We start from the raw sequence: 22,579 nt of genomic DNA, 5'->3' as shown, positions 1-22,579 counted from the left end.
GGCAAATCTTCAAGTTGAAGCTGTAGTCAGCTGTCCTGACTCAATGCGATTTTTTTGATCTGTGGCGTTACCGCAATGCGAGCAGCCCCTGGACCAACGGCTGCAAGTCCAGGTCATTCACGCTCTTGACCTGTTCAATCAATGCCTGCGGCCAGCACTGCATACCCAGGCACGCGCCGAGCATGGCGCCGAGAATCGCGGCGATGGTATCGGTGTCACCGCCCAGGCTCGCGGCCAGGCACACGGCTTCAAACGCGTTCATCGCGCCGACCGCCACCTGTTGGGCCAGGGCAAATGACACCACCACCGATTCCTGCGAAGCGACGGACGTGCCGATCAGTTCGTAGAGCAAGTCGGCGAACAGAGCTTTGTCGCCGCTGCCGACGCTCAAGGTGCGTGCCCAACTGATGCGCGTGGAGATACGTCCGCCGGCGATCCAGTGGCCGTGGCCTTCGGCCTTTTGCGCGATCTGCACGCCGATGTTCAGGGCTTCGCCCAGGTCCGCACCATTGATGCCGGCCGACACCACCGCCGCCACTGCCGCCGCGCTGGAGATGCCCAGGCTGGTGTTGTGGGTGACCTGGCACGCCTGGATCACCGCCTGGATGAAGCGCGCCGGGTCGCTGATATCGGCGGCAATCCCCACCGGCGTGATGCGCATGGCCGCGCCGTTGGTGGTGCCGTAGCGCCCTGATTCTTCCGGCGTATGGCCGGCCAGGATCATGTCGATGGCGCGTTTGGTGGACGGGCCCAGCAGGTCCTGGGAGCCCTTGGCGCGCATCGCCGCTTCCCAGTCGATCAGGCGCTGGGCGAGCACGGTGGGCTCGATGTTGCCCCGACCCTCCACCAGCAATTGGCCCACCAGGATCGCCTGCTCGGTGTCATCGGTGATGGAGCCGGCGGGCATGTTCGGTGCGATGGGCTGATCGGGCCCGGCCGCTTCAAGGGCGGTGATCGCGCCGAAGCGCTGCTGCACCTGTTCGCGGCTCAGGGACTGCGTGGGCATGCCGAGCGCATCGCCCAGGGCCAGGCCCTGGAACGCGGCGAGTGCGCGATTTTCTTGGGTCATTTTGAAGCTCCAAACTGCAGGTGCAGGCGAAAGTGCACGGGGTCGAGCAGGCTTTCGACGTACTCCATGAAACGCTCGCGCCGATCGTATGTGGTGCGCGAAGCCTTGAGAAACACCGTGCCCGTGGGGCGGCCCAGCAAGCGGGCGTCTTCATCGTTCAGGGGCTCGGCGCCTATCCATTGGTCGCCGGCGGCGCCAATGAAACCGTAGGCGGCCAGGGTGATGGTCAGGGAGTTGTCGATCAGGCCGACGCGGGGCAGGCTTTCCAGGCCACCGGACGCGGGCATCAGCGAGCGCTCCAGGGACACGGCGGTGCCTTCGGTGGTGCGCCGACGCCGGTCGAGGGCAATGAACTGGTCACTGCCGAAGCGGCTGAGCAAGTCGCTGCGGGTCACGGCTTCAAGGCGCAGGATATCGGTGTTGACCCGTGCGCCAGTGTCCGCCAGGGCCTGGGCCCAGCCGCTGTGCTGGTCCAGCACCATGCCGTCAAAGGTGACGATGGAGCCGACGCCGCTCTGGGTCGCGATGTAATTGCGGCGCTTGAGTTCGGCCAGCGCTTCACGCAGGGTGCCGCGGCTGACCGCGAACTCCTCCGCCAACTGGTGCTCGCCCGGCAGCAGGAAACCGTCGACCATCACCCCGGCTTCGATACGGCGGATGAGCTCGTCGACGACGCGTTTTTTCTTATCAAATCGAACATGTCTAATCATGTACAAATTGATAACCGAAAGCGCAGGGTCGCAGCAAGCGAATTATTTCAGGGAGATGAAAATCGCGGCCTCAGGGCTCCAGGCCGATGGGGAAAAATACCCCGCCGCTCCATACCCCAAGCCAGTGACTGCCGTTGATCGGACGGCTCACCGCAAGCTCCACCAATTGGTAGAACACATTGCGATGGACCAGGGCTTCGAGGTTGGTGCGCACGCGCAAATAAGGCGAAGGTTGCTGGGTGACGGGGTCGGTGACCACCCGCAGCGGGTGTTCCTGGCCGGCCTCGACAACGTCATCAACGTTGGTGGTAAAGCGCAGCACCTGGCTTTCGCCCTGCCCTTGCACCTCGAGGGTAACGGCCACAAACGGCGCGTCATCCACGCTGATGCCGACTTTTTCCACGGGTGTAATCAGAAAGTAATCATCGCCGTCGCGGCGGATGATGTTGGAGAACAGCTTGACCATCGGCTTGCGCCCGATCGGCGTGCCTTGATAGAACCAGGTGCCGTCGCGGGCGATGCGCATGTCGATGTTGCCGCAGAAATCCGGGTTCCACAGATGCACCGGCGCCGGCCCTTTGCCCTTGGGCAGTTGCGCCAACAGATCGTTGGCCTTGGCGGAATCGGTCATGGGGGTCTCCTTGTTGTTACTGATTGCTCATGCCCAGCAGGCTGCGCGCGTATTGCGCGAGCGGGCGGGCAATCAGGTCCTGTGGCCTGTTGTCGTGGAACGTCAGTAAACCGCCACGACTGCGAATACGTGCAGTATCGATCAAATACTGGGTGCTGGTCTCGATCAGCATGATCTGGATCACGCCGCTGTCCAGCCCTACCCGGTCAAGCGCCTCCTGATCCGACCATTCGTCGGCGTTGCCGATACGGTCATCGGCGGCGGCAAAGCGGCAGTACAACAGGTAGTGGGCACCGGCCGCACGGGCCTCGGACATCGCCTGTTCGAGACCTTCGGGTTTACGGGCGCGGCGCACCATGGGGAAATACTCGACGAAACCGTTGAAGGCTTCTTCGGCCACCACATTCGGGCGCGGGTAGGCGCTGCCTGGGGGCACGAAGCTGCCCTGGGCAATAAAGACGAAGGAATCCGGTTGTATGCGCACGGAGGCTGTCCGGCGAGTGTCGCTATGGTCGAGTAACCCGGCATCGCTCATTTGATAGCGAGTGCCTTCGGCCATATCGCTGACGGTCATGCAACCACCCAGCGCCAACGACGCCAGCAACAAAACCAGACTACGCATCCCAATTCTCCAGAAGCCGGTGACGGAAAACCGGCGAATGGGCACGAGATGCAGATTCTGCGCCAGCTCCAGGGAAACCAAATCAAATGTGGGAGCAAGCCCCCTCCCACATGGATGCTGTGAAATCACGGGATAGCGTTAGCCGCCGATGATTTTCATGATTGTTGCCCCGCCCGAAAAGGCTACTTCCTGTTTGTCGCCCAGGGCCTTCATCAGCAAGCCTTGCAGGGCCGGCAGTGCCTGATGGCGCGGCTTGTCCAGCAGGTCGCCGACGTAGTGACGGTTACTCGACGACAGGCAACCGTGCAACCAACCTGTGGACGACAGCCGCAATCGCGAACAGGTACGGCAGAACGGCACACTCTCGTTGGCGATCACCCCGAAGAAGCCTTTGCCCGGCACTTCATAACGTACCGCCGTGGCATCCACGGGAGCGTTGGCCTGCAGGTATTCGTGATGCTCGCCGATCAGGCTGAGCAGTTGCTGCAGGCTGACGAATTGCTGCAGGAACGCGTTGGAATCCCTCGCCAGATGGCCCATGCGCATCAATTCGATAAAGCGCAATTCATAGCCGCGCTCCAGGCAGTAGTCGAGCAGCGGCATGACCTGGTCGAGGTTCTGCCCGCGCAGCGGCACCATGTTGACCTTGATCTTGATGCCGGCGGCGCGGGCCTGGTCCATGCCGTCGAGGACGGTGGCCAGGTCGCCGCCACGGGCGATGCTGCGAAAAGCGTCGGCGTCCAGGGTGTCGAGAGAGACATTGATGCGCCGAATACCGGCGTCCACCAGCAGCGGCAGTTTGCGTGCGAGCAACTGGCCATTGGTGGTCAGGCTGATATCACTGAGCCCCATCTGCCCCACGGCGCCCATGAAGGCTTCCAGCTTGGGGCTCACCAGCGGCTCGCCGCCGGTGATGCGCAGACGGTCGATACCGGCCGCTTCGATCAGGTACGCCACGCCACGGGCCATGGCCTGGGCCGAGAGTTCGTCCTGGGCAGCCACCAGCCGCTTGCCATCGGGCACGCAGTAGGTACACGCGTAATTGCAGGCTGAGGTCAGGCTGATTCGCAAATTGCGAAAACGCCTGCCTTGACGATCAACGATCATGGATCACTCCGGCAGCGGATAATTCGGGCGCACTGAAAACTGACTTATAACTCAGCTTTTAGCAAGGTCCATGCCTGAGTATATTCCTGGGGTAATGCGCCCGGCAGTAAATCATCACGCCATCACCGTGGCGAATGACTCACGTGGCCGGGGTCTCGCCGGTTTTCGGCTCCGCGGCGGGCTGGTCGCTGCTGTGCTTGCGCTTGTTGCCCATGCGCACACCGATGTCCATCAGGAACTGGAAAAAGCCTTCCTGGTCTTCCAATACATTGCTCCAGAACGGCGAGTGATACAGCGCCACGGCGCCATGCACCAAAGCCCAGGCCGCGCAGTAGTGGAAGTATGGCGGCACGTCTTCGAGCTTGCCTTCGCTGATGCGACCTTTGATTAACAAGGTCAGGCGTTCGAAGTTGGAAGCGCGGATCTTGTGCAGTTCCTCGACCATTTCCGGCACTTGATGGCCTTTGACCACCTTCTCTTCCAGACGATCGAACAGGCGGTAGCGCTGCGGGTCCCGCATGCGGAACTCGAAGTAGGCCCGCGACAGGGCTTCCTTGTCCTTGTCGACGTCGGCCGAGTGCAGCAGCGCGTTCAAATCACGCTCGTAGTCGAGCATCAGGCGCAGGTAGATCTCGGCCTTGGACTTGAAGTGCTTGTAGATGGTGCCTTTGCCGATACCCACGGCATCCGCGATCATCTCGACGGTGACGCTGTCTTCACCCTGGTCGAGAAACAACTTGAGTGCGGTGTCGAGAATTTCCTGCTCACGGCGGCGAAACTCACGGACCTTACGGGGTTCTTTGTGCATGAGGAAGAGTTCTGCAGAGGTCGGAATGGGAGGGTTCGCGCAGGGCCACGGATACGCGGCGATACGATTTACCCGGTGCGAGGGATTATCCCGACTGAACGGTCGTTGAGCAACGCCTATGTGAACCCGTCCGGCACTTTACCTTCAATACGCCAACGTTTTTACCCGTACCAGTCAAAAACAATACGCGAAATCCGCCCCGGTGCCTGCCCAATGAGAACTCAAGGGAAGCGCGCGTATTCCAAATCTGTTTAAAAAACGATCAGTCGCGACTGGACTGAATCCAATACTGATCAATACTTCAACTGTCGGCGCGGCATCTCCCCCAAGTGACGCGGCGACCTGGGTACCGACGGACTGAGTGCCCTTGTTAACTCCTAATGGTCTTAACCCGGATTCACCCCCCCAGAACCCGGGTTTTTTTTGCCTGCGATTTGAGCGGGTCAGCCGGCGACGTGTGCCAGGGGGAATAAGCGCTTGAAGTTCTCGGTCGTCTGCTCGGCAAAACGCTCGTAAGACTCCCCGCGCAGCATCGCCAGGTAATCCGCCACGTCGCGCACGTATTCCGGCAGGTTCGGCTTGCCGCGATGGGGGATCGGCGCCAGGTACGGCGAGTCGGTCTCCACCAGCAAACGGTCGGCGGGTACCTGGCGGGCCACATCGCGCAGTGCATCGGCGTTGCGGAAGGTGACGATGCCCGACAGTGAAATGTAGAAGCCCAGGTCCAGAGCGGCCTTGGCCATGTCCCAATCTTCGGTGAAGCAGTGCAGTACGCCCGCCTGTGGCAGCGCGGCTTCGCGCAGCAGGGTCAGGGTGTCGGCGCGGGCGCCACGGGTGTGGACGATCACCGGTTTGCCGGTCTGCCCGGCCGCTTGCAGGTGAAGGCGGAACGAGGCCTGCTGCACCTCGGCGGCTTCGGGCTCGTAGTGGTAGTCCAGGCCGGTTTCACCGATGGCCACCACGCGCGGATGGTCGAGTTCGCCGAGCAGCCAGTCGAGGGCCGGGGCCTCCCCGGGCTTGAGGTCGAGCGGGTGGATGCCCACCGAGCAATCCACATCGGCATAGCGCTCAGCCAGCGCCTTGACGTCGGCGGCGTTCTCGGCGCTGACGCCGATGCACAGAAAGTGCCCTACCCCGCGCTGGCGTGCCGCTTCCAGGGCGGCATCGAGGGAGCCGCCGTGCTGGGCGAGGTCAAGACGGTCGAGGTGGCAATGGGAGTCTACGAGCATAGGAAATCACGACTTCAGAAGTGGCGGGCCAACGATACACCCGTCGGCCGTGGAAATTAACGGCGGCCGAGCAGGCCGACCCACTGCACCAGCAGCGCTTCAAGCAACAGCACGCGATTGAGGTTGGCCTTGCCGAGTACCTTCTGGCGCTGGGCGAGGATCCAGTCCTGGATCGCCAGCACCTTGTCCTGCGCACTTTTCTGCGCAAGGTATTGCACCACCTTGCGCATATCCGGCAAACCCAGGCCGCTTTCGTCCTGGGTCAACTGATAGCGCAGGATCAGGCTCGACCAGTCGCAGAACCAATCGAACAACAGCAGCAGCGGAATATCCTTCCACGCGGTTTCGGCCAGTTGCGTGGCGGACAATTCTTGCTTGAGCAGCTTCTTCACACCGTCCACCACCAGCGCGCGCTGTTCGCGAACGCCCTGAGCCTGCAGCTTTACGGCGGCCAAGGGTGAACCGGCGGCCAGGGTCAGCAGCTCCACGCGTTCTTCTTCGCCGCAGTCCGGCAGCGCCTGCGCCAGCCATTGCAGGCTCATGGCCTCACTGGGTAATGGGCATGCCTGCTGCACGCAGCGGCTGCGAATGGTCGGTAACAGACGGCTGGACTGGTGGCTCACCAGCAGCAGTACGGTGTCGCCGGACGGTTCTTCCAGACTTTTGAGCAGGGCGTTGGCGGCGTTGATGTTCATCGCTTCCACCGGCTCGATCAGCACCACCTTGCGCCCGCCCATCTGCGCGGTTTGCACCACGAAACTGACAAGATCGCGCACCTGGTCGACCTTGATCGCCTTGTCCGCTTCCTCAGGTTCCAGGAGGTAGTTGTCCGGGTGGCTGCCGGCCTTGAGCAGCAGGCAGGACTTGCACTCACCGCAAGCGTGCAGGTTGACCGGGCGCTGGCACAGCAGGCTGGCCATCAGGCGCTCGGCCAGGGCGCGTTTGCCGATGCCGATCGGCCCGTGCAGCAGATAGGCATGGGCGTGCTGGGCACGGCCGGCCAGTTGCTGCCAAAGGCCGTCCTGCCACGGGTAGGCTTCAGCCACGGGCGCGCTCCAGCAAAGTGGGCAGCAAGGCGTCGATATTCTGTTGCACCCGGGCCAGCGGCTGGGCGGCGTCCAGCAGGTGATAACGCGCAGGCTCGGCCTCGGCGCGGCGAATAAAGGCGCTGCGTACGGCATCGAAGAAGCCATGGCCTTCCAGCTCGAACCGGTCCAGGCGGCCACGAGCACTCGCGCGGGCCATGCCCACGTCCACCGGCAGGTCGAACAGCAGCGTCAGGTCGGGACGCAAATCGCCCTGCACGAAGGTTTCCAGGCTGGCGATGCGCTCAAGGCACAGGCCCCGGCCACCGCCTTGATAGGCGTAGGTGGAATCGGTAAACCGGTCGCAGATCACCACCGCACCGCGCGCCAGGGCCGGGCGAATCACTTCGGCCAGGTGCTGGGCACGGGCGGCGAACACCAGCAGCAGCTCGGTGTCGGGGTTCATCGGCTCATCCGCCGGGGCCAGCAGTACGTCGCGGATGCGCTCGGCCAGGGGCGTGCCGCCAGGTTCGCGGGTCAATACCACTTCGATACCCTGCGCACGCAGGCGCTCGGCCAAATAATCGCGGTTGGTGCTCTTGCCGGCGCCTTCCGGGCCTTCCAGGGTAATAAACAGGCCAGTCACAGGCGGTCCTTAGTCAGAGTCATTGCGGGCTTTGCGGCGCGGGCTCGACCGGGGCGTCGGCCGGCGGCGTCACTTCGTCCAGCGGCTTCACCGCCGGCGCCGGGCTGGAGCGGTAATCGGCGCGGCGCTTGAGCTGAAACTCGCGCACGGCGGCATTATGCGCATCCAGGTCGTCGGAGAAGATATGGCTGCCATCGCCACGGGCAACGAAATACAGGCTGCTGCCCGGCGCCGGGTTCAACGCGGCATGGATCGCCTCGCGGCCGACCATGGCAATCGGTGTCGGCGGCAGGCCGGCAATCATGTAGGTGTTATAGGGGTTGGCTTCCTTGAGGTGAGCGCGGGTCAACTTGCCGTTGTAGCGCTCACCCAGGCCGTAGATCACGGTGGGATCGGTCTGCAACTGCATGCCGATCTTCAGGCGGCGCACAAACACCCCGGCGATCTGCGCGCGCTCTTCCGGCACACCGGTTTCCTTCTCTACCAGGGACGCCATGATCAGCGCCTGGTAAGGGTCGGTATACGGCACATCGGCGGCGCGCTTGCTCCACTCCTGGGCGAGTACGTCGTCCAGGCGGTTGTAGGCTTTTTTCAGAAGTTCGACATCGCTCATGCCACGCACGAAGCGGTAGGTATCCGGGAAGAAGCGCCCCTCGGGGAACACGCCGGGATGACCGAGCTTGTCCATCACTTCACTGTCGCTGAGACCGGAAAGGGATTGCACGATCTTGTCGTGCCTGGCCAGCGCGGACCGCACCTGGCGGAAATTCCAGCCTTCGACCAGGGTCAGGCTGTATTGCACCACTTCGCCGCGCTGCCACAGACCAATCAGGTCCTGGGCCGTCATGCCTGGGGTCATGCGGTATTCGCCGCTGTGCAGCGGCTGGCCGTCGAGGTTGAAACGCCAGTACAGACGCAACCAGAAGGCACCGTCGATCACGCCTTCGTTTTCCAGGCGGTTGAACGTGCCGGTCGGGGTGGCCCCGGCCGGTACGTCGAGTAATTGCTCCTGGGACAATTTCAACGGCTGCTTGAAGGCAGACTCGTATTTCCAGGCGCCAACCCCCACCAGCAACGCTGCCGAGAACAGGCCGATCAGCAGCAGTACAATCAGTTTTCGTATCAACTCAAATATCCAATAGCGCGCGAACGATGCCTTGCAGTTTACGGGTGAGCGGCCCAACCGACCAGCTCATCGCAGCACAGCCGCGCACCGGCCAAATGCCATAAACGCTGTTGCAGACGAAGACTTCATCGGCCTGCTGCAGGTGCTCCAGGCGGATGTCAGCCACGGCCACCGGGATGCCCCGCGCCTGTGCCTGGGCCAGGATCTCGGCGCGCATCACCCCGGCCACTCCGCAACGATTCAGATCAGCGGTCAGCAACATGCCGTCGCACACCAAAAACAGGTTGCTGAACACGCCTTCGATGACGCGACCGGACATATCCAGCATCAGGCCTTCGGCATGCTCGGCGTCCTGCCATTCCGCGCGGGCGATCACTTGTTCGAGACGGTTAAGGTGTTTGAGGCCGGCCAGCAGCGGCTGCTCGGCCAAACGGGTGGCGCAGGGAAACAGGCGGATGCCGAACGTCTCATGGGCCAAGGGATAGGTCGCAGGCGCAGAGCCTTGCAGAATTCGACGCAGCGGGGCGCCGGGGTTGATGCCGTAGCCGCGCAGGCTGTCGCCGCGGGTGAGGATCAGTTTGAGCACGCCGTCACCCAGGGCGGCGGCAAAGGCCTGTACTTCGCTGCGGATCAACCCGTGATCCGCCGCCAGGGCGAGGCGCCTGCAACCTTCTTCGAGACGCTGCAGGTGACGCTCAAGCAGCACCGGCCGCCCGCTCTTGACCGCAAGGGTCTCGAACAGGCCGTCACCGTAGGCCAGGCCGCGATCTTTCAGGGGCACGCTGTCCGCTGGCTGACCGTCGACCCAACTGTGCATCACTCGGCGAACCGGCGGAACACCAGGGAACCGTTGGTGCCACCAAAACCGAACGAGTTGGAAATTGCCACGTCGATCGGCATCGGCTGGGCTTCGTGGGGCACGAAGTTCAGGTCGCAGCCTTCGTCCGGCTCATCGAGGTTGATGGTCGGCGGAGCGACCTGGTCCTTGATGGCCATCACGCTGAAGATCGCCTCGACCGCACCCGCCGCACCCAGCAAGTGGCCGGTCATGGACTTGGTGGAGCTGACCGCCAGCTTGTAGGCGTGCTCGCCGAACACCGATTTGATGGCTTCGGCTTCCGCCAGGTCGCCGGTCGGCGTCGAGGTGCCGTGGGCATTGATGTACTGCACCTGGTCGGCATTGACCTTGGCATCGCGCAGGGCATTGGTGATGCACCGCGCAGCACCGGCACCGTCGGCCGGTGGCGAGGTCATGTGGAAGGCGTCGCCGCTCATGCCAAAGCCGATCAGCTCGGCGTAGATGGTGGCGCCACGCGCCCTGGCATGTTCCAGTTCTTCGAGCACCAACGCACCGGCGCCATCGGACAGCACGAAACCATCGCGGCCCTTGTCCCACGGACGACTGGCACGGGTGGGCTCGTCGTTGCGGGTCGACAGCGCACGGGACGCACCGAAGCCGCCCATACCCAGCCCGCAGGCGGCCATCTCGGCGCCACCGGCGATCATCACGTCAGCTTCGTCGTAGGCGATATTGCGCGCCGCCATGCCGATGCAATGGGTGCCCGTGGTGCACGCCGTGGCAATGGCATAGTTGGGGCCCTGTGCACCCAGGTGGATGGACAGGAAACCGGAAATCATATTGATGATCGAGCCCGGTACGAAGAACGGTGAAATTCGACGCGGGCCGGAATCGTGCAGGATGCGGCTGGTTTCTTCGATATTGGTCAAACCGCCAATACCCGAGCCCATGGCCACACCGATACGCTCACGGTTGGCGTCGGTGACTTCCAGGCCTGCGTTACGCACCGCCTGAAAACCGGCGGCCAGGCCGTATTGAATGAACAGGTCGAGCTTGCGGGACTCTTTGATCGAGAGATATTCCTCGACATTGAAGCCCTTTACCGAGCCGCCAAAACGGGTGGAATAGGCAGAAAGGTCCGTATGTTCGATCAGACCGATACCACTGCGGCCAGCCAGAATGCCCTGCCAACTGCTCGGCACATCCGTACCCAGTGGCGACAACATACCCATACCGGTGACTACGACGCGTCTACGCGACACAGCACTCTCCTTTTTCTTGATGACGACACTTTTCATCAGCGCTAAAGAAAAAACCGCACGCCGTTACAGCAGTGCGGTTTTTCCCTGACAGCAAGCGACGACTACAAACTATTACGCCTGGTGGCTGGTAACGTAGTCGATAGCAGCTTGAACAGTAGTGATTTTTTCAGCTTCTTCGTCCGGGATTTCGGTCTCGAATTCCTCTTCCAGAGCCATCACCAGCTCAACGGTGTCAAGGGAATCGGCACCCAGGTCTTCTACGAAGGAGGCAGTGTTGACCACTTCTTCTTCCTTAACGCCCAGTTGCTCGGCAACGATTTTCTTGACGCGCTCTTCGATGGTGCTCATACCTTGTTTAACTCCTAATGGACAAATTCAGGCAGCTGGCCAGTGGGTAAGTGTATAGAAAGCCATTTCAGCTTTTCAACTGAAAGCTTCACCCTGTACCCGGTCGGCCACCTGCCTATAAATTAAGTTGCAGCTTTATAACGGATTTTAGACAGCTCGTATGACATTTTTTTGAAGCGATCCGTCACAATTTAACTCATGTACATCCCGCCGTTCACTGGGATTGTAGCCCCAGTCACGTATGCCGCACCGTCGGATGCCAGAAAAGTGACCACATTCGCGATCTCTTGAGCCTGGCCCAGACGGCCCAGCGGAATCTGCGCAAGCAAGGTGTCACGCTGTGCTTGCGGCAGTTCGCGGGTCATATCGGTGTCGATGAACCCAGGGGCCACCGAGTTGACCGTAATCGCACGCGAGCCGACTTCACGCGCCAGTGCACGGCTGAAACCTTCCAGGCCGGCCTTGGCGGAGGCATAGTTTACTTGGCCTGCGTTGCCCATGGCACCCACTACGGAGCCAATATTGATAATTCGTCCCCAACGCGCCTTGGTCATGCCGCGCAAAACGCCCTTGGACAGGCGAAACAGACTGTTCAGGTTGGTATCGACCACGTCGTACCACTCGTCGTCTTTCATGCGCATCACCAGGTTATCGCGGGTGATGCCAGCATTGTTGACCAGAATAGCCGGTGCGCCGAATTGTGCCGTGATCTCGGCCAGTACGGCCGTGACGGACTCATCACTGGTCACATTCAGTTCCATACCGGTACCCTGCACGCCATGCTCCTTGAGGGTCGCGGCAATGCGCTCGGCGCCCGGCGCGGAGGTGGCGGTACCGATCACAACGGCACCCTGACGGCCCAGTTCCAGGGCAATCGCCTGGCCAATGCCTCGGCTGGCGCCGGTAACCAGTGCAACTTTACCTTGCAGACTCATGCAGGCTTCTCCTAAGTTCGAAATCGGGTCAAGCCTGCGCCGCGAGTGCGGCAGCAAAGGCATCCGGAGTATTGAGGTTGGCAGTCGATACGCCGTCGGCGCAGCGCTTGTTGAGGCCAGCCAGGACTTTGCCCGGGCCGCACTCGACCAACTGCGTAGCGCCATTGGCGGCCAGGGTCTGCACCGATTCAACCCAACGGACCGGCTTGTACAACTGCTCCAGCAGGTCACGCTTGAGGGTGTCGAGATCGGCGGCAACGGCCGCACTGACGTTCTGCACCAGCGGGATCTGCGGCGCCTGCCAGTCGATGGCGGCGATGGACTCGGCAAACCGCTCGGCTGCCGGGCGCATCAGCTCGCAATGCGACGGCACGCTCACCGGCAACGGCAAGGCACGCTTGGCGCCAAGTGCCTTGCAGCCTTCCATGGCGCGCTCGACCGCAGCCTTGGCGCCGGCGATGACCACCTGGCCAGGGGAGTTGAAGTTTACCGCGCTCACCACCTCACCCTGGGCCGCCTCAGCACAGGCCTGAATCACTACCGCGTCGTCCAGACCGAGGATAGCGGCCATGCCGCCCTGCCCGGCCGGGACGGCTTCCTGCATCAACTGGCCACGACGCTCGACCAGCTTGACCGCCTCAGCAAGGGTCAGGCTGCCGGCCGCTACCAGGGCGCTGTATTCGCCGAGGCTGTGACCGGCGACAAATGCCGGATGCGCGCCGCCTTCGGCCAGCCACACGCGCCACAGGGCAATCGAGGCGGTCAGGATGGCCGGCTGGGTTTTATCGGTTTGATTGAGTTGCTCTTCCGGCCCTTGCTGGGTCAGTGCCCAGAGGTCGTAACCCAGGGCGTCGGAAGCTTCCTTGAAGGTGTCCAGGATCAGCGGGAATTGCGCGCCCAGCTCGGCCAACATGCCGAGGGACTGCGAACCCTGCCCTGGAAAGACGAATGCGAGGGATGTAGACATGTAACAAGCCCCTAATGATCTGGTCGTAGAAAAATGCTCACCCCTACGGTGGGAGCGCACGAAACTGACAGATTGGATGGTCAATTGAACTGGCCGGTCACATTTAAGCATTCCCGGGTCGATTCGCCTAAGGCAACAGGTCCTCGAGACGGCCGTGCAGGCGTTGCGGCAGGTTTTCCTGGATCTCGATCACGGCCCGCGCAATCGCACTCTGAAAGCCCTGCACACCCGCTGAACCGTGGCTTTTGATCACAATGCCCTGCAAACCCAGAAAGCTTGCACCGTTATGCCGGGCCGGTGCCAGGTCAGCCTGCAAGCGACGCATCAAGGGCAACGCCAGCGCACCGACCATGCGCGACAGCAGGTTCTGCCTGAACAACGCTTCGATCCGCGCGGCAATCATGGTCGCCAGGCCTTCGCTGGACTTGAGCAGTATATTGCCGACAAACCCGTCGCACACCACCACATCGGCTTCGCCCCGGTACAAGCCGTCGCCCTCGACAAAGCCGATGTAATTCAAGCCCCGCGCACCTTGCAACAAGCCAGCGGCAAGCTTGACCTGCTGATTGCCCTTGATGTCTTCGGTGCCGATATTCAGCAGGGCTACCCGCGGCCGGGAAACGCCCAGCGCCTCGGCGGCCACCGAGCCCATTACCGCGAACTGGAACAGGTGCTCGGCACTGCAATCGACGTTGGCCCCCAGGTCCAGCAGTTGGCAATAGCCTTTCTGCGTCGGGATTGCCGCCACCATTGCCGGCCGATCAATCCCCGGCAGCGTCTTCAGCACATGCCGCGACAATGCCATCAACGCCCCCGTGTTGCCGGCGCTGACACAGGCCTGCACCTTGCCATCGCGCAACAACTCAAGGGCCACCCGCATGGAAGAATCGGGCTTGCCGCGCAGGGCCATCGATGGCTTTTCATCCATACCGATGGTTTCGCTGGCCGGCGTAATCGTCAGGCGCGCGCGATCCACCGCCGGATGGCTGGCAATCAATTCTTCAAGTAGGGAGAGTTGACCGACGAGGGTCAGGTGCAGCGAGGGCGTGGCAGACAGGCTGGCAATGCAGGCCTGAACAATGCTGCGGGGACCGAAGTCCCCGCCCATTGCGTCAATCGCGATGACTTGAGCAGACAAGTGATTACTCGTCAGCGCCCTTGTCGATCACTTTACGGCCACGGTATACGCCTTCTGGCGATACGTGGTGACGCAGGTGAACTTCACCGGTGGTTTTTTCTACAGACAGGGTGCTAGCCTCGAGAGCATCGTGGGAACGACGCATGTCACGGGCGGAGCGGGATTTTTTGTTCTGCTGAACAGCCATAATTGATTAACTCCTAAACGTTTGGGTCACGCTTTAACTGCGCCAATACACTGAACGGGTTGGACCGCGTTACCTCGTCCTCGCTCGGTTCGGGCTCGTCATCGAGCCCCTCCGGCTGCTGGCATTCTTCCGGATGATGAGCAGGCACAATGGGCAAGGCGAGCAGAAGCTCTTCCTCGATCAGTGCATGCAGATCCAAAGGATCTTCGCCCAGTTCCAGCACGTCATAACCTTTCGGCAACGACTGGGTATTCGCACCCTCCTTCACCACGGCATAACTGCACTCGCTGTGGATTGGCAGGGTGACCAGCTCAAGACAACGCTGGCAAACCATTTTGACTTCGGTGTCGATAACGCTGTGAATGACCACAGCTTTACGTTCATCTCGTTCAAAAACGAATTTAGCCTGGACCGTACCGACAGTGTCGGAAAGCGGGTCGCAGAGTCTCTCCAAATCGGCCAGCAGTACTTCACCTTGAAGGGAAGTGCCACGATCAGCCAATTTGCGCGGGTCAACGTGAGGTGGAATCGGGTCATTCAACATAGGCGCAGCATTATAGGGATGCACCCGGCCATGTCAAAGGAAATTCAGCCCTGTGCGTCAGCCGGTCACGCCGCTAGAATCGGCCGCTGCCTTGAGGAGACGCCCATGCTGCCTTTATTACTCGCATCCAGCTCGATTTACCGCCGGCAATTGCTCAGCCGCCTGCACCTGCCGTTCACGTGCAGCTCGCCGGATATCGACGAAAGCCATCGCCAGAATGAGTCTACGGTCGAACTGGTCAAGCGCCTGGCCGAAGGCAAGGCTCGCGCCCTGGCCGGCAGCCATCCCGGACACTTGATTATCGGCTCCGATCAGGTTGCCGCGCTGGAAGGCCGGATTATCGGCAAGCCGCACACCTTCGAAAACGCCCGCGAACAGTTACTGGCGGCGAGCGGCAAGCGTGTGAATTTCCTGACCGGGCTGGCACTGCTGAACAGCCAGACCGGGCGCTGCCAGGTGGACTGCGTGACGTTTACCGTGCAGATGCGTGAATTGAATGCCGAACGTATCGAGCGCTACCTGCATACCGAGCAACCTTATGATTGCGCGGGCAGCTTCAAGGCTGAAGGACTGGGTGTGAGCTTGTTCCAGAGTACCGAAGGGCCAGACGCCACGAGCCTGGTGGGCCTGCCGCTGATTCGACTGGTGGACATGTTGCTGGCCGAAGGCGTGCAAATCCCCTGAAGCCACACACAACCAAATGTGGGAGGGGGCTTGCTCCCGATTGCGGCGGGCCAGCTTGTAGATAAACTGGCTGATGCACCGCTATCGGGAGTAAGCCCCCTCACCCCTATGAATCACATCGGCCTTGAGAGATCAGCGCAGCGCCGGCCCCTGGAAGCCCATGTACAAGGCCAGCTTCTCCGCCACGCTGGCACCGAGCTTCTTGGAGAAGCGGTCAAACGGCGATTCCTCTACCGTAAAGTCAACCAACTCCTTCTCGCCGATCACATCCCGTGCCACCGAACTGGCACTGCCCAGGCCGTCGATCAAGCCCAACGGCAGGGCTTGCTCGCCCGACCACACCAGCCCGGAAAACAGCTCTGGATGGTCCTTGTCCTTCAGCCGATCACCACGACCCTGCTTCACACTGGCGATGAACTGGCGATGGGTGGTGTCCAGCACGCTCTGCCAGAACTGGGTTTCATCGGCCTTCTGCGGCTGGAACGGGTCCAGGAACGCCTTGTGCTCACCCGACGTGTAGGTGCGCCGCTCCACACCGAGCTTTTCCATGGTGCCGACAAAACCGTAACCGGCCGCCGTCACACCAATGGAGCCCACCAGGCTGGCCTTGTCGGCATAGATCTGGTCGGCGGCGCTGGCAATATAGTAGGCCCCTGAAGCACCCAGATCGGAAATCACCGCGTACAGCTTGGTCTCCGGGTGCAGGGCACGCAGGCGGCGAATCTCGTCGTAGACATAGCCCGACTGCACCGGGCTACCGCCCGGGCTGTTGATGCGCAGGATCACGCCCTTGACCTTGCTGTCTTCAAACGCTGCACGCAGGCTGCCGACAATATTGTCGGCACTGGCGGGTTCCTTGTCGGCAATCACCCCGCGCACTTCGATCAAGGCAGTGTAGTGGGCGCCACGGGTGGCGCTTTTTTCCATGTCCATCAGCGGGCTGAACAGTGCCAGCATCAGCAACAGGTAAGTGAAGGTCAGCAGTTTGAAGAAAATCCCCCAACGCCGCGCACGCCGCTGCTCCTGGACACTGGCCAGGAGAGTCTTCTCCAGCAGCTTCCAGCTTTTGTCATCACCGCTTTCGGCCTTTTCAGGCGCTTTCCACTCGTCACTCATACGCTTAACCCCGGCAAAAACTTATTGGGCCTGGCCAAGCCAGGCCTGCAATTGCGAAAAATGATCAATGGTCAGCCTGGGCTCGTATTGCTGCAGGGCCTGGGCGGATTGGGCGCCGTAGCTGACCGCCACACTGTCCATGCCGGCGTTGCGCGCCATGATCAGGTCGAAGGAGGCATCGCCCACCATCAAGGCCTGACGCGGCGACACGCCACAATGAGCGAGTATCTGCTCCAGCATCAGCGGATGGGGCTTGCTGGCAGTCTCGTCGGCGGCGCGGGTGATGTCGAAGTAATCTTCCCAGCCATGGGCCTTGAGTACGCGGTCAAGGCCGCGACGCGCCTTGCCGGTGGCAACCGCCAAGTGATAACCCTCGGCGCGAAACGCATCCAGCGACTGCACCACGCCCTCGAACAGCGGCGAAGGCTCGGCTTCCAGCGCGATGTAGTGGTCGGCGTAATGGTTGCGGAACGCGATCAACTCGGCGTCGCCGATCTCGGGGTACAAAGCGCGGATCGCTTCAGGCAGGCCCAGACCGATGATGCCCTTGATCGCAAAATCCGAACACAGCTCAAAGCCCGAGCGGGTCGACGCCATGTGCATCGACTCGACGATCCGGCCAATGGAGTTGGCCAGCGTACCGTCCCAATCAAAAATCAGCAGTTTGTAGTCAAGGTGCGACACTCAGGCGCTCCACGGTCTTGGCCCACATCTCGTCGACCGGCGCCTGCAACTTCAACTCACCGCCATCGGGCAGCGGCACCGTGAGCATGTAGGCGTGCAGGAACAGGCGCTTGCCACCCAGATCGCGAATCTCCTTGGAGAACCCCTCATCGCCATACTTGGTATCGCCGGCAATGCAGTGGCCCGCATGCAGGGTGTGCACGCGAATCTGATGAGTACGTCCGGTGACCGGCTTGGCTTCGACCATGGTCGCAAAATCGCCGAAACGCCGCAGCACCTTGAACAGGGTCAGGGCTTCTTTGCCCTCCTCGTCCACTTCGACCATGCGCTCGCCGGAGCGCAGGTTGCTCTTCTGCAACGGTGCACGCACGCTCTTGATCGAGCTGGCCCAGTTGCCACGCACCAGCGCCATGTAGCGTTTATCCACGCCGTCGCCACGCAGGGCGGTGTGCAGGTGGCGCAGCATGCTGCGCTTTTTGGCGATCATCAGCAGGCCGGACGTGTCCCGGTCCAGGCGATGCACCAGCTCCAGTTCCTTGGCGTCCGGGCGCAACTGACGAAAGGCCTCGATCACGCCGTAATTCAGGCCGCTGCCGCCGTGCACCGCAATGCCGCAGGGCTTGTTGATTACGATCAGTTTGTTATCTTCGAACACGATGGAGGCTTCGAGGCGCTGCAGCAGGCCTTGTGCCAACGGCACCGGCTCGTCACGCTCAGGCACACGTACCGGCGGCACCCGCACGATATCGCCGGCCTGCAGCTTGTATTCGGGCTTGATCCGGCCCTTGTTCACGCGCACTTCGCCTTTACGCAAAATGCGGTAGATCAAGGTCTTGGGCACGCCCTTGAGCCTGGCCAGGAGAAAATTGTCGATGCGTTGGCCGGCATATTCCGGCGAGACCTCAAGCAGCTGGACGCTGGGGGTCGGGGGGGCGGTAGTCGTCATGGCGGCGATGATAACAATTTTTTATGGAATTGAAGCACTTAATCATTGCTGCTATAGTCGCGAACGCCGCCAAAAGCGGCCTGGACAGAGGACTTGCGGCAAACTGCCGGCCCTGACCATCGCAATTCATCAGGACGCGAGGCCGTCCTACGGGGCGTTTGCCACCCTGGAAGGCTCAGGATTGTAACAAGCGCAGGTGACATGAGGCCTGAAGCGAGTGCAGAAAGCAGAGTGAATACTCGCGTTTTGCGCCGATATTTACGGCCAGTTCACAAAGTGCAGTCAGTCTTGTGCCGGACCACGGCGAATGCTTCGGAAACAACGCCTGTTAAGAGCTGGATGTGAGCGCAGTCGCCCACATTGAGTCTTGTTTAGCCATGAGCGTGGACTCCCCATTGGAGCCCACGGTAAATGCCAACCCGCTGCGGATTCTGCGCGCGGCAGCACCCGAATTATCAGGGATACGTGTAGGGTGGAGATGCACAACCGTCGGACCGTGTAGCACTAGGCTTATATTTAGACGCTTCATCTCGTCCACAGTCGCCGGTTGATTCCTCCTCCTGACCTTAGCTTTTGTTGAAGTGGTGCCTTTGTCACCACCGCTAACAAGCAGGACGCGTCCGTCGCGATGCCCGCCCAATTGGCAGGTATTGCTGGACACTGGAGTGGCCAACCACTCTTGACGCACCTGACACCGACCGTGAGAAGTCGTGTGTGCCGAACGCCGTTTCCGGCAGCCCGGAAACCGACGGTACAACATGAAAAGAATGCTGATTAACGCAACTCAACCCGAAGAGTTGCGTGTTGCACTGGTAGATGGCCAGCGCCTCTACGACCTGGACATCGAATCCGGTGCGCGCGAGCAAAAGAAGGCCAACATCTATAAAGGCCGTATTACTCGCATCGAACCCAGCCTTGAGGCTGCCTTTGTCGATTTCGGCTCCGAGCGCCACGGCTTCCTGCCCCTCAAAGAAATCTCCCGCGAATACTTCAAGAAAGCCCCCGAAGGCCGCGTGAACATCAAGGACGTCCTGAGCGAAGGCCAGGAAGTTATCGTTCAGGTCGAGAAAGAAGAACGTGGCAACAAGGGCGCCGCCCTGACCACCTTCATCTCCCTGGCCGGCCGTTACCTCGTGCTGATGCCGAACAACCCGCGTGCCGGCGGCATCTCCCGTCGCATCGAAGGCGAAGAACGCAACGAACTGCGTGAAGCGCTCAACGGCCTCATCGCTCCGGCCGACATGGGCCTGATCGTGCGCACTGCCGGCCTTGGCCGCAGCAGCGAAGAAATGCAGTGGGACCTCGACTACCTGCTGCAACTGTGGACCGCCATCAAAGAAGCTTCGCTGGATCGCTCCGCGCCGTTCCTGATCTACCAGGAAAGCAACGTGATCATCCGCGCCATCCGCGACTACCTGCGCCAGGACATCGGCGAAGTGCTGATCGACAGCGTTGAAGCCCAGGACGAAGCCCTGACCTTCATCCGCCAGGTAATGCCGCAGTACGCCAGCAAGATCAAGCTGTACGAAGACAGCGTGCCGCTGTTCAACCGTTTCCAGATCGAAAGCCAGATCGAGACCGCCTTCCAGCGTGTGGTTGAACTGCCTTCCGGCGGCTCCATCGTGATCGACCCGACCGAAGCCCTGGTGTCCATCGACATCAACTCGGCGCGCGCCACCAAAGGCAGCGACATCGAAGAAACCGCCCTGCAGACCAACCTGGAAGCGGCTGAAGAAATCGCCCGCCAGCTGCGCCTGCGTGACATCGGCGGCCTGATCGTGATCGACTTCATCGACATGACCCCGGCCAAGAACCAGCGCGCCGTGGAAGAAAAAGTCCGCGAGTGCCTGGAAGCCGACCGCGCCCGCGTACAAGTGGGCCGCATCTCGCGCTTCGGCCTGCTGGAGATGTCCCGTCAGCGCCTGCGTCCATCCCTGGGCGAAAGCAGCGGCATCGTCTGCCCGCGCTGCAACGGCACCGGCATCATCCGTGACGTCGAATCGCTGTCCCTGGCGATCCTGCGCCTGATCGAAGAAGAAGCCCTGAAAGACCGCACCGCCGAAGTCCGCGCACAAGTGCCGATCCCGGTGGCCGCGTTCCTGCTCAACGAAAAACGCAACTCGATCACCAAGATCGAACTGCGTACCCGTGCCCGCATCGTCATCCTGCCGAACGATCACCTCGAGACGCCGCACTTCGAAGTGCAACGCCTGCGTGATGACAGCCCGGAAGCCCACAGCGGCCAATCCAGCTACGAAATCGCCGCGGCCGCTGCCGAAGTGGAAGAAGTCCAGCCAGCCGCCGCGACCCGCACCCTGGTTCGCCAGGAAGCCGCCGTCAAGACCGCGCCGGCACGTGCCAATGCGCCGGTTCCGGTTGAAGCCGCCGCACCGGTTGCCGCACCGGCCGCCCTGCCTGAGCCTAGCCTGTTCAAGGGCCTGGTGAAGTCGCTGGTCAGCCTGTTCGCCACCAAGGAAGAGCCGGCTGCGCCGGTTGTGGCTGAAAAGCCTGCTGCCGAGCGCCCTGCGCGCAATGAAGAACGCCGTAACGGCCGCCAGCAGAGCCGTAACCGCAATGGTCGTCGCGACGAAGAGCGCAAGCCTCGCGAAGAACGTGCACCGCGTGAAGAGCGTGCCCCCCGCGAAGCCCGCGAGGACACCCCGACCGTAGCCCGTGAAGAGCGCGCACCACGCGAAGAGCGCGCCCCTCGTACCGCACGTGCACCGCGCGAAGATCGCAAGCCGCGCGGCGAGCGTGAAGAGCGTGTGCGTGAACTGCGCGAGCCACTGGACGCTTCGCCAGCCGTTGCGGCCGTCGCTGCCGCCAGCACCGAAGAACGCCCGGCTCGCCAGCCGCGTGAAGAACGCGCGCCACGTGAAGAGCGCCAACCGCGCCAGCCGCGTGAAGAGCGTCAGCCACGTGCCGAGCAAGCTCAAGACAGCAGCGAAGAAGAAGTGCTGACCGGCGAAGAGCAACTGCAGGAAGATGGCCAGGACAACGCCGAAGGCGATCGTCCACGCCGCCGCTCCCGTGGTCAGCGTCGTCGCAGCAACCGCCGTGAGCGTCAGCGTGATGCCAACGGCAATGTGATCGAAGGCTCGGAAGAGACCGGCGAAAACGCTGAAGGCTCCAATAACGAAGCGACAGGCACCGAAGTAACAGGCAACGAACTGGCCGCCGGCCTGGCCGTTACCGCTGCCGTTGCCAGCTCGGTCATCAGTGCCCCGGCTGAAGCCCAGGCTCACGAGCAGGCTGAACGCGCCACCGCTGCTGTCGAAGAAACCCCTGCTGCAGAAGCGCCTGTCGCCGAAACCGCAGTGGTTGAAGCGCCAGTCGTCGAGGCGACTACCCCGATCGAAACCCCCGAGGTTCCGGAAGTGGAAGTTGCACTGGAGCGTGACGCCCAGCCGCAAACCGAAGTGGTTGCCGTAGAGCCTGCGCCAGTGGTCGAACCTCAGCCCGTGGTTGAAGCAGCTGTTGAGGCGCCGGCTGTCGAAACACCAGTTGTCGAAGAAGCCGCCCCGGCAATGCGTGAAGTTCGTGAAGTTCGTGAAGAACAGACCGCCTTCCAGTGGACTGCCGAACCGGCCGCTGCGGTTGAGGCACCTGCCCCTGTGGTGGAAGAAGCGCCAGCCGCGGTTGCCGAGGTCACCGTCGTCGAGCCTGCCCCGGTGGTTGAGCCGACTCCGGTCGTCGAGCCCGCGCCAGTAGTTGAAGCGCCGGTGGCAGCTGAAGTGGCGGCCCCTGTGGTTGAAGCCGCACCTGCCAGCGCCCTGACTGAAAACGGCCGTGCGCCGAACGACCCACGTGAAGTGCGTCGCCGCCGCAAGGAAGCCGAGGCAGCCGCCGCTGCCCAGGCTTCAAAGGCCCAGGAAGAAGAGCACGAGCCTAAACCTCTCGCCTGATTCCATCAGCCACTAAAAAGCCCCGCCTGAGTGATCAGGCGGGGCTTTTTTTGTCTGTCTGTCCCGTCCTGAATAAGGTTTACACCTTCTG

23 protein-coding genes are annotated in these 22,579 nt (G+C 61.8%); 2 read left to right on the top strand and 21 right to left on the bottom strand.

Annotation, left to right across the window (positions count from 1 at the left end; all coding sequences use genetic code 11):
* Positions 1-67: 67 nt before the first annotated feature.
* The 18 genes from ACXX81_RS04555 to ACXX81_RS04470 all read right to left on the bottom strand — a co-directional run bounded on the left by ACXX81_RS04555 (position 68) and on the right by ACXX81_RS04470 (position 15,153).
* Entirely contained in the window at positions 68-1,069 is a 1,002-nt protein-coding gene (locus tag ACXX81_RS04555) for an ADP-ribosylglycohydrolase family protein (protein WP_458571280.1), read from the bottom strand.
* Complete coding sequence (locus ACXX81_RS04550) at positions 1,066-1,779, bottom strand: GntR family transcriptional regulator (protein WP_209983926.1); 714 nt, start codon at positions 1,777-1,779, stop codon at positions 1,066-1,068. The genes ACXX81_RS04555 and ACXX81_RS04550 overlap by 4 nt, the downstream gene beginning before the upstream one ends.
* Before the next feature lie 70 nt (positions 1,780-1,849).
* Positions 1,850-2,410: a DUF1285 domain-containing protein gene (locus tag ACXX81_RS04545; protein WP_458571279.1), complete on the bottom strand. Its 561-nt coding sequence runs from the start codon at positions 2,408-2,410 to the stop codon at positions 1,850-1,852.
* 16 nt (positions 2,411-2,426) lie between these two features.
* Positions 2,427-3,032 carry a DUF4823 domain-containing protein gene (locus ACXX81_RS04540; RefSeq protein ID WP_003233456.1) on the bottom strand — a complete coding sequence of 202 codons (606 nt, stop codon included), beginning with the start codon at positions 3,030-3,032 and terminating at the stop codon, positions 2,427-2,429.
* A gap of 138 nt (positions 3,033-3,170) precedes the next feature.
* Positions 3,171-4,139 carry a GTP 3',8-cyclase MoaA gene (locus ACXX81_RS04535; RefSeq protein WP_209983931.1) on the bottom strand — a complete coding sequence of 323 codons (969 nt, stop codon included), beginning with the start codon at positions 4,137-4,139 and terminating at the stop codon, positions 3,171-3,173.
* A gap of 139 nt (positions 4,140-4,278) precedes the next feature.
* On the bottom strand, positions 4,279-4,947 hold the full coding sequence (locus ACXX81_RS04530) for a TetR/AcrR family transcriptional regulator (protein WP_209983933.1): 669 nt from the start codon (positions 4,945-4,947) through the stop codon (positions 4,279-4,281).
* Between the two features lie 443 nt (positions 4,948-5,390).
* Positions 5,391-6,176 carry a TatD family hydrolase gene (locus ACXX81_RS04525; protein ID WP_209983934.1) on the bottom strand — a complete coding sequence of 262 codons (786 nt, stop codon included), beginning with the start codon at positions 6,174-6,176 and terminating at the stop codon, positions 5,391-5,393.
* Positions 6,177-6,232: 56 nt separating this feature from the next.
* Complete coding sequence (locus ACXX81_RS04520; protein ID WP_015372760.1) at positions 6,233-7,222, bottom strand: DNA polymerase III subunit delta'; 990 nt, start codon at positions 7,220-7,222, stop codon at positions 6,233-6,235.
* Entirely contained in the window at positions 7,215-7,847 is a 633-nt protein-coding gene (tmk, locus tag ACXX81_RS04515) for a dTMP kinase (protein WP_231423773.1), read from the bottom strand. Before tmk ends, ACXX81_RS04520 begins: the two co-directional genes overlap by 8 nt.
* A gap of 19 nt (positions 7,848-7,866) precedes the next feature.
* Positions 7,867-8,973 (bottom strand): endolytic transglycosylase MltG, encoded by a 1,107-nt coding sequence (gene mltG, locus ACXX81_RS04510; RefSeq protein ID WP_458571278.1) that lies wholly within the window; start codon positions 8,971-8,973, stop codon positions 7,867-7,869.
* Between the two features lies 1 nt (position 8,974).
* Positions 8,975-9,790, bottom strand: a complete 816-nt coding sequence (gene pabC, locus ACXX81_RS04505) for an aminodeoxychorismate lyase (RefSeq protein ID WP_458571277.1) — start codon at positions 9,788-9,790, stop codon at positions 8,975-8,977.
* A complete protein-coding gene (fabF, locus tag ACXX81_RS04500) occupies positions 9,790-11,034 on the bottom strand; it encodes a beta-ketoacyl-ACP synthase II (protein WP_057010090.1) in 1,245 nt (414 codons plus the stop codon). The genes pabC and fabF overlap by 1 nt, the downstream gene beginning before the upstream one ends.
* 111 nt (positions 11,035-11,145) lie before the next feature.
* Positions 11,146-11,382: an acyl carrier protein gene (gene acpP, locus ACXX81_RS04495; RefSeq protein ID WP_003175607.1), complete on the bottom strand. Its 237-nt coding sequence runs from the start codon at positions 11,380-11,382 to the stop codon at positions 11,146-11,148.
* A gap of 191 nt (positions 11,383-11,573) precedes the next feature.
* The gene (gene fabG / locus ACXX81_RS04490) at positions 11,574-12,317 is read right to left on the bottom strand and encodes a 3-oxoacyl-ACP reductase FabG (RefSeq protein WP_209983944.1); all 744 of its coding nucleotides are present in this window, start codon (positions 12,315-12,317) and stop codon (positions 11,574-11,576) included.
* A gap of 28 nt (positions 12,318-12,345) precedes the next feature.
* Positions 12,346-13,284, bottom strand: a complete 939-nt coding sequence (fabD, locus tag ACXX81_RS04485; RefSeq protein ID WP_322214284.1) for an ACP S-malonyltransferase — start codon at positions 13,282-13,284, stop codon at positions 12,346-12,348.
* A 127-nt stretch (positions 13,285-13,411) separates the two neighbouring features.
* The gene (gene plsX, locus ACXX81_RS04480; RefSeq protein WP_209983949.1) at positions 13,412-14,422 is read right to left on the bottom strand and encodes a phosphate acyltransferase PlsX; all 1,011 of its coding nucleotides are present in this window, start codon (positions 14,420-14,422) and stop codon (positions 13,412-13,414) included.
* Between the two features lie 4 nt (positions 14,423-14,426).
* Entirely contained in the window at positions 14,427-14,609 is a 183-nt protein-coding gene (rpmF, locus tag ACXX81_RS04475) for a 50S ribosomal protein L32 (RefSeq protein WP_003179396.1), read from the bottom strand.
* A gap of 13 nt (positions 14,610-14,622) precedes the next feature.
* The gene (locus tag ACXX81_RS04470; protein ID WP_003233480.1) at positions 14,623-15,153 is read right to left on the bottom strand and encodes a YceD family protein; all 531 of its coding nucleotides are present in this window, start codon (positions 15,151-15,153) and stop codon (positions 14,623-14,625) included.
* 105 nt (positions 15,154-15,258) lie between these two features.
* Between ACXX81_RS04470 and ACXX81_RS04465 the strand changes: the two genes are divergently transcribed.
* Entirely contained in the window at positions 15,259-15,837 is a 579-nt protein-coding gene (locus ACXX81_RS04465; RefSeq protein ID WP_458571276.1) for a Maf family protein, read from the top strand.
* Positions 15,838-15,969: 132 nt separating this feature from the next.
* Here ACXX81_RS04465 and ACXX81_RS04460 read toward each other — a convergent pair whose 3' ends face one another.
* Genes ACXX81_RS04460 through rluC form a run of 3 tightly spaced genes read right to left on the bottom strand, consistent with a single transcriptional unit; the run spans position 15,970 to position 18,583 of the window.
* A complete protein-coding gene (locus ACXX81_RS04460; protein WP_209983953.1) occupies positions 15,970-16,953 on the bottom strand; it encodes a S49 family peptidase in 984 nt (327 codons plus the stop codon).
* A gap of 21 nt (positions 16,954-16,974) precedes the next feature.
* Positions 16,975-17,637, bottom strand: a complete 663-nt coding sequence (locus tag ACXX81_RS04455; protein WP_322214286.1) for an HAD-IA family hydrolase — start codon at positions 17,635-17,637, stop codon at positions 16,975-16,977.
* On the bottom strand, positions 17,624-18,583 hold the full coding sequence (gene rluC / locus ACXX81_RS04450) for a 23S rRNA pseudouridine(955/2504/2580) synthase RluC (RefSeq protein ID WP_003233485.1): 960 nt from the start codon (positions 18,581-18,583) through the stop codon (positions 17,624-17,626). The genes ACXX81_RS04455 and rluC overlap by 14 nt, the downstream gene beginning before the upstream one ends.
* 758 nt (positions 18,584-19,341) lie before the next feature.
* Between rluC and rne the strand changes: the two genes are divergently transcribed.
* Positions 19,342-22,488: a ribonuclease E gene (gene rne, locus ACXX81_RS04445; protein WP_458571275.1), complete on the top strand. Its 3,147-nt coding sequence runs from the start codon at positions 19,342-19,344 to the stop codon at positions 22,486-22,488.
* Positions 22,489-22,579: the final 91 nt, after the last annotated feature.

This window comes from Pseudomonas sp. GNP013 (genome assembly GCF_054343995.1).
Note: the sequence above shows the minus strand (reverse complement) of the source record. Positions and strands in the feature narration are given on the sequence as shown.